15 protein-coding genes and 5 tRNA genes are annotated in these 15504 nt (G+C 44.8%); 12 read left to right on the forward strand and 8 right to left on the reverse strand.

Going from position 1 to position 15504, the window contains the following annotated elements; translation table 11 throughout:
* Position 1 precedes the first annotated feature (1 nt).
* The 10 genes from J9B83_RS13935 (at position 2) to J9B83_RS13980 (ending at position 4590) form a co-directional block, all read left to right on the forward strand.
* Entirely contained in the window at positions 2–949 is a 948-nt protein-coding gene (locus J9B83_RS13935; protein WP_211537438.1) for a ribose-phosphate diphosphokinase, read from the forward strand.
* A 67-nt stretch (positions 950–1016) separates the two neighbouring features.
* Positions 1017–1595, forward strand: a complete 579-nt coding sequence (locus J9B83_RS13940; RefSeq protein WP_211537439.1) for a 50S ribosomal protein L25/general stress protein Ctc — start codon at positions 1017–1019, stop codon at positions 1593–1595.
* A 23-nt stretch (positions 1596–1618) separates the two neighbouring features.
* Positions 1619–2203 (forward strand): aminoacyl-tRNA hydrolase, encoded by a 585-nt coding sequence (gene pth, locus J9B83_RS13945; protein WP_211537440.1) that lies wholly within the window; start codon positions 1619–1621, stop codon positions 2201–2203.
* A 26-nt stretch (positions 2204–2229) separates the two neighbouring features.
* A complete protein-coding gene (gene ychF / locus J9B83_RS13950) occupies positions 2230–3321 on the forward strand; it encodes a redox-regulated ATPase YchF (RefSeq protein ID WP_211537441.1) in 1092 nt (363 codons plus the stop codon).
* 113 nt (positions 3322–3434) lie between these two features.
* Positions 3435–3509: transfer RNA gene (locus J9B83_RS13955), tRNA-Gln, on the forward strand.
* 8 nt (positions 3510–3517) lie between these two features.
* A tRNA-Met gene (locus J9B83_RS13960) sits at positions 3518–3594 on the forward strand.
* Positions 3595–3613: 19 nt separating this feature from the next.
* Positions 3614–3688: transfer RNA gene (locus J9B83_RS13965), tRNA-Gln, on the forward strand.
* A gap of 34 nt (positions 3689–3722) precedes the next feature.
* Positions 3723–3799, forward strand: a tRNA-Met gene (locus tag J9B83_RS13970).
* A 19-nt stretch (positions 3800–3818) separates the two neighbouring features.
* Positions 3819–3893: transfer RNA gene (locus J9B83_RS13975), tRNA-Gln, on the forward strand.
* A 115-nt stretch (positions 3894–4008) separates the two neighbouring features.
* A complete protein-coding gene (locus J9B83_RS13980) occupies positions 4009–4590 on the forward strand; it encodes a porin family protein (RefSeq protein WP_211537442.1) in 582 nt (193 codons plus the stop codon).
* Between the two features lie 75 nt (positions 4591–4665).
* Here the strand turns inward: J9B83_RS13980 and clpB are convergent, their stop codons facing one another.
* The 3 genes from clpB to rluD form a co-directional block, all read right to left on the reverse strand.
* Entirely contained in the window at positions 4666–7248 is a 2583-nt protein-coding gene (gene clpB, locus J9B83_RS13985) for an ATP-dependent chaperone ClpB (RefSeq protein ID WP_211537443.1), read from the reverse strand.
* Between the two features lie 120 nt (positions 7249–7368).
* A complete protein-coding gene (gene pgeF, locus J9B83_RS13990) occupies positions 7369–8124 on the reverse strand; it encodes a peptidoglycan editing factor PgeF (RefSeq protein WP_211537444.1) in 756 nt (251 codons plus the stop codon).
* Between the two features lie 115 nt (positions 8125–8239).
* Positions 8240–9223 (reverse strand): 23S rRNA pseudouridine(1911/1915/1917) synthase RluD, encoded by a 984-nt coding sequence (gene rluD, locus J9B83_RS13995; protein WP_211537445.1) that lies wholly within the window; start codon positions 9221–9223, stop codon positions 8240–8242.
* Between the two features lie 160 nt (positions 9224–9383).
* Between rluD and J9B83_RS14000 the strand changes: the two genes are divergently transcribed.
* Positions 9384–10226, forward strand: a complete 843-nt coding sequence (locus J9B83_RS14000; protein WP_211537446.1) for an outer membrane protein assembly factor BamD — start codon at positions 9384–9386, stop codon at positions 10224–10226.
* A 17-nt stretch (positions 10227–10243) separates the two neighbouring features.
* Here J9B83_RS14000 and J9B83_RS14005 read toward each other — a convergent pair whose 3' ends face one another.
* Positions 10244–10906, reverse strand: a complete 663-nt coding sequence (locus J9B83_RS14005; RefSeq protein WP_211537447.1) for a glutathione S-transferase — start codon at positions 10904–10906, stop codon at positions 10244–10246.
* A 144-nt stretch (positions 10907–11050) separates the two neighbouring features.
* Between J9B83_RS14005 and J9B83_RS14010 the strand changes: the two genes are divergently transcribed.
* Entirely contained in the window at positions 11051–11515 is a 465-nt protein-coding gene (locus J9B83_RS14010; RefSeq protein ID WP_211537448.1) for a DTW domain-containing protein, read from the forward strand.
* Here J9B83_RS14010 and J9B83_RS14015 read toward each other — a convergent pair.
* From J9B83_RS14015 to J9B83_RS14030, 4 genes are all read right to left on the reverse strand, one after another.
* The gene (locus tag J9B83_RS14015; protein WP_211537449.1) at positions 11499–12206 is read right to left on the reverse strand and encodes a fumarylacetoacetate hydrolase family protein; all 708 of its coding nucleotides are present in this window, start codon (positions 12204–12206) and stop codon (positions 11499–11501) included. The two genes, J9B83_RS14010 and J9B83_RS14015, sit on opposite strands and share 17 nt — an antisense overlap.
* Before the next feature lie 353 nt (positions 12207–12559).
* Positions 12560–13486 carry a porin gene (locus J9B83_RS14020; RefSeq protein ID WP_211537450.1) on the reverse strand — a complete coding sequence of 309 codons (927 nt, stop codon included), beginning with the start codon at positions 13484–13486 and terminating at the stop codon, positions 12560–12562.
* Between the two features lie 412 nt (positions 13487–13898).
* Positions 13899–14468 carry a DUF2058 domain-containing protein gene (locus J9B83_RS14025; RefSeq protein ID WP_236037320.1) on the reverse strand — a complete coding sequence of 190 codons (570 nt, stop codon included), beginning with the start codon at positions 14466–14468 and terminating at the stop codon, positions 13899–13901.
* A gap of 126 nt (positions 14469–14594) precedes the next feature.
* Positions 14595–14804 carry a cold-shock protein gene (locus tag J9B83_RS14030; RefSeq protein WP_024024079.1) on the reverse strand — a complete coding sequence of 70 codons (210 nt, stop codon included), beginning with the start codon at positions 14802–14804 and terminating at the stop codon, positions 14595–14597.
* Positions 14805–15504 lie beyond the last annotated feature (700 nt).

The raw sequence follows: 15504 nt of genomic DNA on the forward strand, positions 1-15504 counted from the left end.
AGTGTCAAAGTTGATGGTTTTTACCGGTAACGCAAACCCTGAACTCGCCCGAAGAGTAGTACGTCGTTTAGGCTTACCCATTGGCAACGCCACCGTCGGTAAATTTAGTGACGGAGAAATTGCGGTTGAAATCAACGAAAATGTTCGTGGTAAAGACGTTTTCATTATTCAATCAACTTGTGCACCAAGTAACGACAACTTAATGGAGTTGATCGTTATGGCCGATGCACTGCGCCGCGCATCAGCAACGCGTGTGACAGCGGTGATTCCGTACTTTGGTTACGCCCGACAAGATCGTCGTGTGCGCTCAGCTCGTGTGCCCATTACGGCAAAAGTCGTTGCCGATATGATCTCAGCGGTTGGCATTAACCGTGTACTGACCGTGGACTTGCACGCTGATCAAATTCAAGGCTTTTTTGATATCCCTGTTGATAACGTCTATGCAACACCTTTGTTGCTTGACGACCTCCAACGTCAGGGCCATGACAATATTTGTGTTGTGTCACCAGACGTAGGTGGTGTGGTTCGTGCCAGAGCCTTTGCAAAATTGCTGGATGATGCAGACCTTGCCATCATCGACAAGCGCCGCCCTCGCGCCAACGAAGCACAAATTATGCACCTAATCGGGGACGTAGCAGGCAAAACCTGTGTGCTGGTTGACGACATGTGCGATACCGGTGGCACCCTGTGCGCCGCGGCAAAAGCCTTAAAAGAACACGGCGCAGAAAAAGTACTGGCGTACTGTACACACCCAGTATTGTCTGGTAAAGCCATTGAAAACATTACAAATTCCGTGCTTGATGAGTTGGTCGTGACTGATACCATCCCATTGACACCTGAGGCGCTTGATTGCCCTCAAATACGCCAATTGTCGATGTCCGACATTATGGCTGAGGCTGTTCGTCGCGTTTGCAACGAAGAGTCCATCAGTGCCATGTTTGGGGCCTAAGCCAAACGCTAACGCTCGGAACGGGTCGCAGTTCTGGGCACCACTTATTATTAATTAGGAAAATATCATGACATTATCTATTAATGCCGTTGCACGTAATCTTGAAGGTAAAGGTGCGAGCCGCCGCCTTCGTAACACTGGTCAAGTACCAGCTGTTATCTATGGCGGTGACGTTGCTCCACAATCTGTTTCTTTCAAAGACAACGAGCTTCTTAAAGCGGTTGGCACACCTGGTTTCTTGACAGGTCTTGTTGAAGTTGTTGTTGATGGTAAAGCTGAGCAAGTTCTTGTTAAAGCACTTCAGCGTCACCCATCTACTGGTGCAGTTATGCACATGGACCTTCAGCGCGTTGAAGCAGACAAAACCATTACCACTCGTGTTCCATTGAACTTCATCAATGCAGCACAAAGTGAAGGTGTTAGCAAGCAAGGTGGTCGTCTGACAATTGAATCTAAATTGGCTGAAGTTCGTTGTTTGCCTGCGAACCTACCTGCTGCTTTGACTGTTGACGCTATTAACGGTCAACTAGACACTATCTACCACTTGTCTGATGTTACCCTTCCTGAAGGCGTAGAGTTGATTTCTTTGCTGAAAGGCGAAGACCATGACCAACCTATCGCTCGTATCGGTAAGTCTAAACGTTAAGATTATTCATTGAAGGCAGTATTGTGGCAGGTTTCAGATTATTAGTCGGCTTGGGGAACCCAGGCAACGAATACGAGAACACTCGCCACAATGCGGGCGCTCAGTGGATAGAAGCATTGGCTCAGCAGAGCCAATGCTCTCTTCGTACAGAAAAAAAGTTTTTCGGTCAATTCGGCAAAGTTTCTATAGCTGGTGAAGAGTGCTATCTCCTTATTCCCACCACCTATATGAACTTAAGTGGCAAAGCGGTTCAGGCTGTTTGCCAGTTTTACAAAATCCCCCCTGAAGATGTTCTTGTGATTCATGATGAACTAGACATAGCCCCAGGTACTGCCAAGCTTAAAAAAGGCGGCGGACACGGTGGTCACAACGGACTCAAAGACATTATCGCAAAGTTAGCGAACAACCGAGAGTTTGGTCGCCTTAGAATCGGCATCGGCCACCCAGGCCACGCCAGTCAGGTCGCGAATTACGTACTGAAAAAAGCCGCCCCCGATGACTACGCGAAAATAGAACAAGCAATCGACGAATCATTACGCTATGTAGACGACATCGTGCAAGGCAATTTAAATGCCGTGATGAATCAGCTACACAGCTTCAAAGCATAATCACTTACTTATTTAGGAATCTCACTATGGGTTTTAATTGCGGCATCGTTGGGCTACCTAACGTTGGTAAATCGACTCTATTTAATGCATTAACCAAAGCCGGTATTGGCGCAGAAAATTTCCCTTTTTGTACCATTGAGCCAAACGCAGGCGTTGTTGCTATGCCAGATCCACGCTTAGATGCACTTGCTGAGATCGTTAAACCAGAACGCGTGCTAGCGACAACGATGGAGTTCGTGGACATTGCCGGTCTTGTGGAAGGCGCGTCAAAAGGCGAAGGCTTGGGCAATAAGTTTCTTGCAAACATTCGCGAAACTGACGCCATTGCCCATGTGGTTCGCTGTTTTGAAGATGAAAATGTTATTCACGTCTCCAATCACGTAAACCCAAAGCTAGACATTGAAGTGATCAATTTAGAATTGATTTTTGCCGACATTGAATCCATCGACAAACAAATTCAACGTACCGCAAAAAATGCCAAAAGCGGTAACAAAGATGCCATTGCACACAAAGCCTTTTTAGAAACTATTAAGGCACATTTAGAAGATGGTCAACCCGTTCGCTCTATGACGCTTACAGACGACCAGAAAAAAGAAGTACGTGCCATGCACCTACTGACCACAAAGCCGACCATGTACATTGCTAACGTGGCTGAAGACGGTTTTGAGAACAACCCTTACCTCGATCAAGTGCGTGAGATTGCTGATGCTGAAGGCGCTATGGTTGTGCCTATTTGCAACCAACTAGAAGCAGAAATTTCCGAGCTAGACGCCGAAGAAATGCAAGAGTTTCTTGATGAAATGGGCATGGAAGAACCCGGCCTAGATCGCGTTATCCGAGCAGGCTATGAGCTACTTGGCCTTCAAACCTACTTCACAGCCGGTGTAAAAGAGGTTCGCGCTTGGACAGTGAAACAAGGCGCAACAGGCCCACAAGCCGCTGGCGTGATCCACACAGACTTTGAGAAAGGCTTTATCCGCGCAGAAGTCGTCGGTTACAACGATTTCATTCAATACAAGGGAGAAAGCGGCGCCAAAGAAGCCGGTAAATGGCGCTTAGAAGGCAAAGATTACATAGTGAAAGACGGCGATGTCATGCATTTCCGTTTTAATGTGTAACAGATTCAAAAGTTTTTAAGAAAACACTTGACCCATAAAGCACTTATATGAATAATATCGCGCCACAGAGGCAGTAGACCATTTCATGTAAACTGTTTTTTGTGTCAGTCTGTTGGGGTATAGCCAAGCGGTAAGGCAACGGGTTTTGATCCCGTCATGCGTAGGTTCGAATCCTTCTACCCCAGCCAACAGACAAGGCTATGTAGCTCAGTTGGTTAGAGCACATCACTCATAATGATGGGGTCACTAGTTCGAATCTAGTCATAGCCACCAATTAAAAAGATGTTTTAATTGGGGTATAGCCAAGCGGTAAGGCAACGGGTTTTGATCCCGTCATGCGTAGGTTCGAATCCTTCTACCCCAGCCATCGACATGTGTTGTTTAAGCGTTAAAAAATTGTAGGCTATGTAGCTCAGTTGGTTAGAGCACATCACTCATAATGATGGGGTCACTAGTTCGAATCTAGTCATAGCCACCAATTAAAAAGATGTTTTAATTGGGGTATAGCCAAGCGGTAAGGCAACGGGTTTTGATCCCGTCATGCGTAGGTTCGAATCCTTCTACCCCAGCCATCTAAATCAATATTCTTCCTAATACTTTCCCTGTTTTCCTTATTTGATTTGATTTTGAATTCCTTCAACCTATAATTAGACGAAATTTATCCTATCTGATAATTGGACTCTCATTATGAAATCTACAAAGTTAGCCTTTGCTCTATCTACCATCCTTGCCGCTGGCGCAGCCAACGCTGACATTATTGGCGCTAACGCTGAAGCCGGTTTTTTTGATGGCGACGATGGCTCTGCAACTTATGCAAGCCTAGACATTCAACACCCTATTCCTTTGATTCCGAATGCTCGTATGGACATATGGGAATTTGAATCAGATCCTTCAGGAACCGAAATCAGCCACCTAGACTTTACGGGGTATTACGGTGTTGGTATTTTGTGGGCAAGCATTGAAGGTGGTGTAACCTTTCGCCAGTTGGACATGACAAAAGGCTCAACCGATGACAGTGAATCCGTGCCTATGCTTTTCTTAGCAGCTTCTCTTGGTATTCCAGGCACAGGCATCACGCTAGCAGCAGAATCTAAAAACATTTCATCTTTTGATGACGTTACCATTACGGATCAAGCCTTCAAAATACAATATCAGCCACTACCTATTGTGGGTGTAGAATTGGGTTACCGCTCAATCGACCAAGAGACGAAATTTCTTGGTGATACAGACTACGATGGTTACTTCATCGGTCTGACTATCGATATCTGATAATCTTGTATTTTTTTAGCGCAAAAAAAAACTCTAGCCTGACATCAGACTAGAGTTTTTTTGTTTCTGAAGACGTTACTCACCTTTGGTGAATACCAGCTCGTCGTTCTTCACATCGGCCAAAATATGATCGCCCGTTGCAAAATGGCCTGAAAGTAGCTCATTCGCCAATGGGTTTTCGATCCATTTCTGAATCGCACGTTTCAATGGTCGCGCACCATAAACAGGATCGTAACCCACCTCAGCCAGCTGATCAGCCGCCGCATCCGTGAGACTCAACGACATACCCATCTCAGCCAATCGATCGTTCAAATGCGCCAACTGGATGGTTGCAATGCCTTTGATTTGAGATCGCATCAAGGGATGGAACACCACAGTTTCATCAATCCGGTTGATAAACTCAGGACGGAAATGCGTACCGACAACCTCCATCACTTTCGATTTAATTTCTTCGTATTGATCGGATGATTGGTATTCTTGAATCAAATCAGAACCCAAGTTTGATGTCATCACGATCACCGTGTTTCTAAAATCGACAGTACGACCCTGTCCATCGGTCAAACGACCATCATCCAGCACCTGCAACAAAATGTTAAACACATCAGGGTGCGCTTTTTCCACTTCGTCTAGCAACAATACAGAATAAGGTCGACGTCTCACAGCTTCGGTTAAATAGCCGCCTTCTTCGTAACCTACGTAGCCTGGTGGCGCACCGATCAAACGAGCAACCGAATGCTTCTCCATGAATTCCGACATATCCACACGCACCATGGCCTGCTCGGTATCAAACAAAAATTTCGCTAATGACTTACACAGCTCGGTTTTACCCACACCTGTCGGCCCTAAGAAGAGGAAGGAGCCATTTGGACGATTTGGATCGGCCAACCCAGAGCGTGAACGACGCACTGCATTAGACACCGCCACAACGGCTTCTTCTTGCCCCATTACCGATTCATGTAACGCATCTTCCATGCGTAATAATTTATCACGCTCACCTTCGAGCATTTTGTCCACTGGAATCCCCGTCCAACGGGACACTACGGTCGCGATTTCTTCTTCCGTCACTCGACGTTTTAACAACTTGGTTTCTGTGCTTTCTTCCGCCTTGCTGGCTTTTTCAATTTCAGCTTCCAGCATGGGAATCACGCCGTATTGCAACTCAGACATTTTCGCTAAATTACCGCTACGACGCGCTTCTTCCATTTCGTGACGAACCGATTCAAGCTCTTCTTTGAGCTTCTGCGCACCTTGTACGGCGGCTTTTTCCGCATTCCAAATTTCCTCCAAATCGGAGAATTGTTTTTGCAGGTGATCAATCTCAACATTCAACTCATCAAGACGCAGTTTAGATGCTCTGTCTTTCTCTTTTTTCAGCGCTTCTTTTTCAATTTTTAATTGAATCAAACGGCGCTCTAAGCGATCCATGTCTTCCGGCTTTGAATCCATTTCCATGCGAATACGACTGCCCGCTTCATCAATCAAATCAATGGCTTTATCCGGCAACTGACGATCGGTAATGTAGCGCTGGGACAGCTTCGCTGCGGCAATAATCGCCGAATCGGTAATATCCACACCATGGTGGACTTCATAACGCTCTTTCAGGCCACGCAAAATGGCGATGGAGTCCAACACGCTAGGTTCTTCCACCAATACTTTTTGGAAACGACGCTCTAACGCTGCGTCTTTCTCAATAAACTGTCGATATTCGTCTAGCGTGGTCGCCCCGACACAATGCAACTCACCACGTGCTAACGCAGGTTTCAGCATATTACCAGCGTCCATCGAGCCTTCGGATTTCCCTGCGCCTACCATGGTGTGAATTTCATCGATAAACAAAATGATCTGGCCTTCTTGCTTGGCCAGTTCATTCAAAAGCGCTTTGAGACGCTCTTCAAACTCACCGCGATACTTGGCACCGGCAATCAAAGCCGCCATGTCCAACGACAGAACACGCTTGTTTTTCAGACCTTCTGGCACTTCGCCGTTAATGATTCGCTGTGCCAAGCCTTCCACAATGGCGGTTTTACCCACACCAGGCTCACCAATCAAAACGGGGTTATTCTTACGACGACGCTGCAACACCTGGATAGTGCGACGTATTTCATCATCACGCCCAATCACTGGATCTAGCTTGCCTTCCGCCGCTCTTGCGGTAAGGTCTACCGTGTACTTATCTAAGGCTTGACGATTTTCTTCAGCATCAGGGTCATTCACCGAATCTCCACCACGGATGGTATCAATCAAGGAAGCAACATCCGCTTTGGTCACGCCACTGGCTTTTAAACTTTTCGCCAAGTCGTCCTTACCTTCGAACATGGCCATTAACACCAGCTCAGAAGAAATATATTGGTCTTTGCGTTTTTGCGCTTCCTTGTCGGCTAGGTTCAACAAACGCCCTAGTTCTGGCGACATCTGTACGTTGCCGTCGTGGTTTTGCACTTTGGGTAAATGGGTCAACAGCTCGTTCAAACTCTCACGGAATTTGGCAACCGGAATCCCCGCTTGCTGCAAAATCGGGCGTGTGCTGCCGCCCTGCTGATCCAGCATCGCCATCATCAGATGAAGAGGTTCTATATAAGAGTGGTCTTGTCCTAACGCGACGGATTGAGCATCGGACAAAGCGAGTTGTAATTTACTGGTTAAACGATCGATACGCATAATCTGAAATCCTTTACAAATATGATAGGAATGAATCTATTAACAGCTTAATAGTGCCCAAAAGTGGCTTTTCAATGGGTGGGTGTCATTTTTTTGACACCCATCAACAAAACGCTCAATTTATTGATTATCTAACCAAATAACCGACGCCATTCGTCCTGTCTTCCCTTCTCGTCGATAAGAGTAAAAGCGTTCTGTGTCAGTAAAGGTACAGTGATCGCCACCATAAATTTGCGTAACACCCGCCGCCTGCAATCTCAGCGTCGCCAATAAATATAAATTCCCCAACCATTTACCTGCGTTCTCGCCAGGCACAAAGGCGGCTTGAGCGTCTTGCTGTATGGCTTCAAACGCTTCTTTTACGTCACTGCCTACCTCAAAAGCCGCCGGCCCTATGGCCGGGCCCAGCCATACCATCACTTGGCTTTTGTCATCAAAACGCGCCAAAGTAGACTCCAACACGCCATCACACAACCCACGCCAGCCAGCGTGAGCAACCGCAACTTGTGAACCGCTTGCATCGCAAAAGAACACGGGCAAACAGTCGGCGGTAAGCACGGCACACACTTGCCGAGCGGTTCGAGAAAACGCCGCATCGGCCGATTCGGGTAACGCGATCCCCTGGTACGGCAGTGTCACTACATCGGTACCATGCACCTGATTTAACCATTGAACAGAATCGGGCATATCAATGTAAGAGGAAAATAAAGCGCGGTTTTGCGCAACCGCCTTAGGGTCATCTTGCACATGAGCCCCAAGGTTGAGCTGATCAAAAGGCGCTTCGCTAACCCCTCCAATACGGGTCGACACATAGGCACGAACAGAAGTCGGCGCCGGCCAGTGTGGGGAAATATAAGCAAGACGATTAGAAGCCATAAAACTCTCCGTTAAAACAACAGGTATGGACACAGTAACCTGTTAGACACTAAGTATGAGAAATAAAAAAGGCAGCCGAAGCTGCCTCTGTTACTTGTAACCGATATAAAACCAATCAGAAATATTCGGAGTCATTACTGCCAGACTCTACCATGTCTTTTTTTAGCGCGTTGACCAATTTCTGCATATCGTCAGGAAGGTCCACTTCCCACTCCATCCATTGGCCGGTTACCGGATGCGCCAAGCCTAGTTTCTTCGCATGCAAGGCCTGACGGCGGAAGTGACGCAGCTCCTCTTGCAGTTCAGGGGAACAAGCTTTAGGCATTTTCAAACGACCACCGTATTGAGGGTCGCCCACTAGCGGGTATTGGATAAACGCCATGTGAACACGGATTTGGTGAGTACGACCCGTTTCAAGTTTAAGACGAATGTGAGTGTGGTTTTTAAAGCGCTCCACAAGACGATAATGGGTAATCGCATCTTTGCCATTTACCGGCTCTACAGCCTGCTTTTGGCGATTATGAGGGTGACGACCAATTGGTTCGTCCACTTCACCACCGCCAGTCATAACACCGATACAAATCGCTTCGTATTCACGCCCCATGCTGCGTTCTTGCAGCTGAGCAACCAAGTCTGTTTGCGCCACAAGGGTTTTTGCTACTACCATCAAGCCAGTGGTTTCCTTGTCGAGACGATGAACGATACCCGCACGAGGAATATGAGCCGTTTCTGGTGCGTGATGGAGAATCGCATTCATCAGGGTACCGTCACGATTACCAACCGCTGGATGCACAACCAAGCCTGTGGGTTTATTCACAATGATAATGTCGTCGTCTTCGTAGACAATATCTAGAGCCATCTCTTGCGCTTCGTGATCGGCTTGCGCCTCGATTACGATGTCCAGCGTCATCAGCTCACCACCGAATAGCTTTTCTTTTGGCTTGGTGATCTTGCCATCCACTTTAAGGACGCCTTCTTTTATCCAGCTTTGAATTCGCGAACGTGAATAGTCGCTAAACAGCTCCGTGGCGATTTGATCGAATCGACTACCGCCTAAATCGAAGGGAACTTGGGCTTCTTTTACTATGCGCTCTGCCATACAATGTACTTTAGTCTGTTGTTTTCAGTTCGTTGATTTTATCATTGAGTCTGAAAGTGAAAAAACGTGTAGCGCCTTGCACTTCATCATCTTTCGCAATTTAACGCTACAAAATGCCGATTGAGGCTAATCTACTACCATATCAAGGTTTTGATTATACATGGGATTTCATCACTCGTTGCTTCGATTCTCTGGAATCGTCAGTTTTTCTTTGTTCATTGTCGCCTGCTCAAGCAAACAAGTACAAGAACCCGACCTACCTGAACGCGTTTATTACGACAAAGCCCAACAAGCGTTAGAGGAAAACCTCCCTTCTACTGCCATTAAACATCTTAAAGATTTGGATTCTCGCTACCCATTTGGTGAGTTCAGTATTCGCGCAGAATTGGATTTGATTTATGCGCAAATGGAAGCCAGTGAATTTATTGGCGCTCACGCCTCTGCCGAACGCTTTATTAAGAATCATCCAGAACATGACTCACTAGACTACGCCTATTACATGCGAGCCTTGTCGACGTACAAGGGCGCCGAAACGCTCATGTCCCGATATTTAGGCGCAGACCCAAGCGAGCGCGACTCAAAAGAGCTGACAAAAGCCTTTAATGAATTGGCGGATTTCACCGTACGCTTTCCTAACAGTATCTACGCACCGGACAGTAAGGCGCGTATGTATTTCTTGCGTAACATGGTTGCACGTCACGAACTCCGGGTGGCCTACTACTATCTAAAACGCAAAGCACCTTTGTCTGCATTGCGTCGCAGCCAAGAAGTTATTCAACATTACCCTAGCACCCGCTCTGTTGAGGATGCACTGGCCATCAGCGTGCAGTCGTACAACGACTTGCAACAAACGGAGCTGGCCCAACTTAACTTATCAGTCTTAAAGAAAAGCTTTCCTGAGTCGGCTCATGTAGACGCTCAGGGCAATTTTATCGTCCTTGCCTTACCAAGCGATGCTGATCCAGACTTTTTGTACTGGGTTACTTTTGGTCTGATCGATTAAGTGAAAATATTTACCACTTAGGAAGCCGGAAACAGGACCTCTTCTTGACCGGCTTGCCAAGGTGGCAGTTTCACCATAACCACATCTGTAAAACACTCAGTCTGCAGAAAACCCGTTAACCAAGCCCTTACTTTTGAGTATTGAGAGTGATCAAACCAAGCTTGATCCACAGCGGCGAACTGGCGAATAAACGGAAAAATCGCCACGTCTGCAATACTGATCTCTTCACCAAATAAATAATGTTGCTTCGCCAGACGATTCTCTAATCGTGCTAACAAGACTTCCCCTTTGGTTCGATAATACTGCTCACTGTGTTCTGGATGTCGATCCGCGTACTTATAACGGTCCAACCAATGTTTAAAAAAGCGGTCATTGTAGTTAATCCAAGTCAGCATTTTCTTTCTTGTCCTAGGTTCATCAGGCCAAAGTGACAAGGTCACGTCACTCTTTTGCGATACCGACAACGCCCAAAAAATAATATCCATACTTTCTGGATAGCGTCGACCTTCAGGATCGATTAGCTGGGGAACACTTGACCGGCCGCCAAGAGCCAGCAAAGCCTCTGGCTTCGACTTCAAAACCACTTCTCGTAGGCGAACAGGCACTTCCAACAATGCCAGTGAGTACCTTGCCCTTATCGCGTAAGGGCAGCGTCTAAAAGAATATAAAATGGGTAGCATCTTTTGCTCCAGCAGGCTTACAAATTTTCTATTGTAAAAGTACATATGTTATCGGCGTTAAGAAAATGGAGCCTGAAGCTTATTATTCTCGCCAGAAAAAAACTTAGGTACACTGTGCGTCGATTCAACGGAGACCGACATCAGATGAAAATATGGCTTCTTACACACAGTGAAGAAATCAAAAAAACGACGGGCACAGGCCCTTTGGTGAAAAGCGCATTAGGTCTACAATGTGAGATTGTTGTCTGGTCGAGAGTCTCACCAGATGAAGCCATCTTGAACCTGCCCAACAATACCACGCTACTCATTTATCCGAAGGTACAGGCGGAAACAATATCATATGATACGGTATTTTCTGAGATTGAAAATATCATTATTCTTGATGGCACCTGGCAACAAGCGCGAAAGATGTACAATCAGTCGCCTTATCTGCAACGTTTAACACATTATGAGATTCACGGTGTTAAGTCGGTTTATAACAAACGTCGAAACCAGAAAGAAACGGGATTGTGTACCGCTGAAGTGGCCATTCATTTACTGCAGAAAAATAACCACCCAGCCGCACCTAGATTAGTCGACGATTTTCATCGTTTTAATCAGTCACAGTAATGTTAATTTCACCAAGGTGATCTACCCAAGCTCTCATGGTATCGCCAACGACGACTGGGCCGACATTTTCCGGCGTACCCGTCATGATCACATCCCCTGCTCGTAACTCGAACACTTCGGAAAGCTTAGAAATCACTTCTTCAATCGACCAGGTCAGATTGGAAATACGACTCACTTGCTTGAGCTCCTCGTTTACCTTTAATCCAATTTGCGCATTACTAAGCTGCTCTTTCAGGACATCTGTTTTCAGAAAAATAGGGCCTATCGGCGCAGACTGATCAAAAGATTTGCCTACCTCCCACGGACGCCCCTTTTTCTTCGCTTGGGATTGTAAGTCTCGGCGAGTCATGTCCAAACCTACCGCGTATCCTAGAATAGCGTCATCAGCCTGCTCCAGAGACATATTACGGCCACCTTTGCCGAGAACAACCACAAGCTCTACCTCATATTCAAACTGAGACGACGCCATAGGATATGCAATGTGAGTGGTTTCAGATAAAGCCGATGGCACAACACAAGTGGTATCTTTGGCAAAAAAGAAAGGTGGGTCTCTTTCAGGATCATCACCCATCTCTCTTGAATGCTCAGCGTAATTACGACCGACACAATACACACGACCAACTGGGAACACATCGTCATGATCGACAATAGGCAAATAAACACGAGTTTGTTCTGGAACGATATTTTTCACAAAAACCTCGATAGCAAAGACAAAAAAACGGTTAAAACTACCCTAACTTATTGTAGTAAACAGACTTATGGAAACATCGTTCTAAGCTGTTCACTCACTGAGTAGAATAAATTCTAAACAAGTACAAATACCTCAATAGGGCACCCAGTGTCCAACAACTAAAAGGTATGACCTATACTTTAACAGACATAAAAAAGGCACCAGATGCTACCATCGGGTGCCAAATGTTCCAACAATCCGCCTACAAGAGAAGAAATATGGAACCTTGAATGATCTTACTTAACATAAGGCTCCCAGCCTAGTGGTAAAGCAGGAGCCTTAGAGTAAATAAAATTTTCTATTATAAGAAAACCTTAGAAACCGTAGTAAACACCCACAGCTGTTTGAGTGTCAGTTGTTTCAGTCAACTCACCTATTTCACCGTAAACATAAACATTTGAGGCTAAGCTGTAAGTTACGCCTACTGCAGATTCGTTATAATCATCAGAACCATCTGGATCTACGTTTTGGAAAGACGCATACACATCACCAGCACCGTAGCCATAACGAGCAGCTAGACCATAAATGTCTTGTGTATCATTTGTTGTTTCGTACTTAGCGGTAACAGACAAATTGTCTGCTGGCATAACCGTAACTGCTAGACCAAAAGTTTCTTTTTCGTCAGTGGTGTTTTCACGATTATCATAACCCAAAGCGACAGACATCATGTCCATTGAGTATTTAACAACGGCCATAGTTGATGTGCCGTCTTCTACAAACTCATCATCAGAATCTTTGCCTTCGTTCTCATCGTTCTTATCGCCTTTAATTTGTGTAGCGAGTTGAACCTCAAAACCATTAAAAGAAGGTGAGAAATAAGCAATAGTGTCACCTTCGGACGTATCACCAGCATTAGTTACACCTAATAATTCAAACTGATCAACCGAGTCTTGAACAGCATTGTTATAAATCGTATCAAAAGAACCAACTTGTACTTTACCAAAGTTGCCTTGCAAACCGACAAAAGCTTGATCAAGACTTGAACTGCCGCCAGTACCTTTGTCGTCAGCATCGAATTCAAGCTCATATTTGAAAAAAGCTGTTAGGTCATCATTGATTTTAGTTTCACCCTTCAAACCAATAGTAGAACCATTGTCTGCAAAATCATCACCAGCATCTGTGTCGCTGTACGCGTATTGGATGTTACCGTAAATATCTACAGTGGAACCTTCGGCCGCTTGAACAGATACAGAAGCAAGCGCAGCACTGGATACCGCAATAGCAATAATCGATTTTTTCATTGTCATTTCCCTTTTAGGTGTTTAGCTTTTTTATTAGCGCTTGATGTGTGCAAGCAACATCTAAACAATCTAAACATTTCGCAAAAATAGACAACTGTACGCACGCTACTTGCATCGTGTATTCTTCTTACATGCAAACTACTTGAAATCTATGATTAAAAATGAACTTACAAAAACATAAGAATTATTTATTTTTTAGTCAAATCAATAACTTAAAATACAACCTCATTGTTTGAAGCTTAAATTGTGCAGAAAAGCATAGGCATTCACACTTTATGTGCACAATAGCGAAAGTATTATGTAAATTAGTAAAGAGCAAACGATTAGCAGGAAGGATTGAACAAGGAAGCGAGCGGCAACTTATGCTTTTTATTTAAAACATAAGTATTGCCTGCGATGTTGAAGAGTTTGCCTACCACATAAGGTCATCAGGTATCTGGAAATCTGCGTAAGGGTCATCTTCGACACTTTCCACACGATTATTGCATACCAGCACATACGACTCATCTCGCTCAGAGATTTTTACAGCAACAGGCTCAGGGATAAGCTCATATGAGTCAAAGAGTTTCACAATCGCCAAACGCCCTGCACTTAAGTCATTATGCATTGACTGACTAATATAAAGCTTCTTCACTTTTTTGTCGTCTGTGAAGTGGTAAGCAATGTCACCATCTTCTTTTCGAATACGATTTTGCTCAATCATTTGTCGAATTTGAGCTTGAACCGCTTTTTGTTCAGCTAACTTTTGGCGTTCTAAATTTAATATTCTGTCTTTTTCTATTTTTTCATCTCGCTGACGCTTTAATTCTGCTTGGCGTTCACTGCCATCATCAGCGCTTGCTTTGCCTTTTTTAACTTTCTGCTTGTGCTGCAGTGTCTCTGCTTTTAGCTTTTTGACCTTTTTTTTATCAACCAGGCCAGCGCCCAATAGCTGCTCCTGTAATGATTTGACCGCCATATATCCTCCAGAAAACCAGATCAACGATTGCTAACTATGACTATAGAAACTACGTTATGTGTGTTTATACTAAGTATAAAAACAAAAAAAGCGACTTTAAAAGTCGCTTTTTATCATTCGCACCGCTGAGAAACTCTCAGCAACGTTTCCTTATAAAGGAGTAACGTTTTGAGCTTCAGGGCCTTTTTTGCCTTGAGCTACTTGGAATTCAACTTTTTGGCCTTCAGCCAAAGTTTTGAAACCAGAAGTGTTGATTGCAGAGAAATGAACGAAAACGTCAGGACCTGAATCTTGAGTGATGAAACCGAAACCTTTAGTTTCGTTGAAAAATTTTACTGTACCAGTTACTACGTCAGACATGTCTGTTTATCCTGTAGGTTAAGTTAATTTATACGTAAGCGTTAATCGCATACGTTATAGTGCTAAAAAAACTCGGTATTACTTATGACTTAACAGGACCGAACATACTAACGTACTATTCGCAACTCTGGACATAAATATTGCCAACTCTTTTAAACGAAATTGATTGTAGACTGCTTAATACCATAAGGTCAACGATAGTTTTACATAAAACTCAAAAAGTATTGTTTAAAATAGCACCTATACTCGAAATACCCACAGAACACTCTCGAACTAGTATTCAATACAGCCTTATACCCACATTTTTTAATGTAGGTATTGTAATTGGTGTTTTATTGTACTAAATTATTTCTAGACAGAGGGCAAAGGGATTTGCCATTCCCCTAGGATTGGGGCTCTGTCCACTTTTCATGATGAACCCGAGCTGCATGGATGCAGCGGAAAACTTCCCTTGCACGACCAAACTACTCTCATCGCACTTAAATAATCTTATTTGTTTAATATACCTAAGCATCAAATCAGGTCAATGAGCCTCTGACACTGACACAATTGGAACAACCCAGCTAGCGTGCCTCTTGTTATGTCATTTACTTGCGCCTGTCTCGTCCCTCGACGCGTCAGCATAAATGACAAACAAGAAGCGCTTTGTTACTCAGGCGGTAACGTCGACCTGTCAAAACAAACCAGATCAATTCGTCTC

The organism is Marinomonas vulgaris, from assembly GCF_018145875.1.
GTDB classification, from domain to species: domain Bacteria; phylum Pseudomonadota; class Gammaproteobacteria; order Pseudomonadales; family Marinomonadaceae; genus Marinomonas; species Marinomonas vulgaris.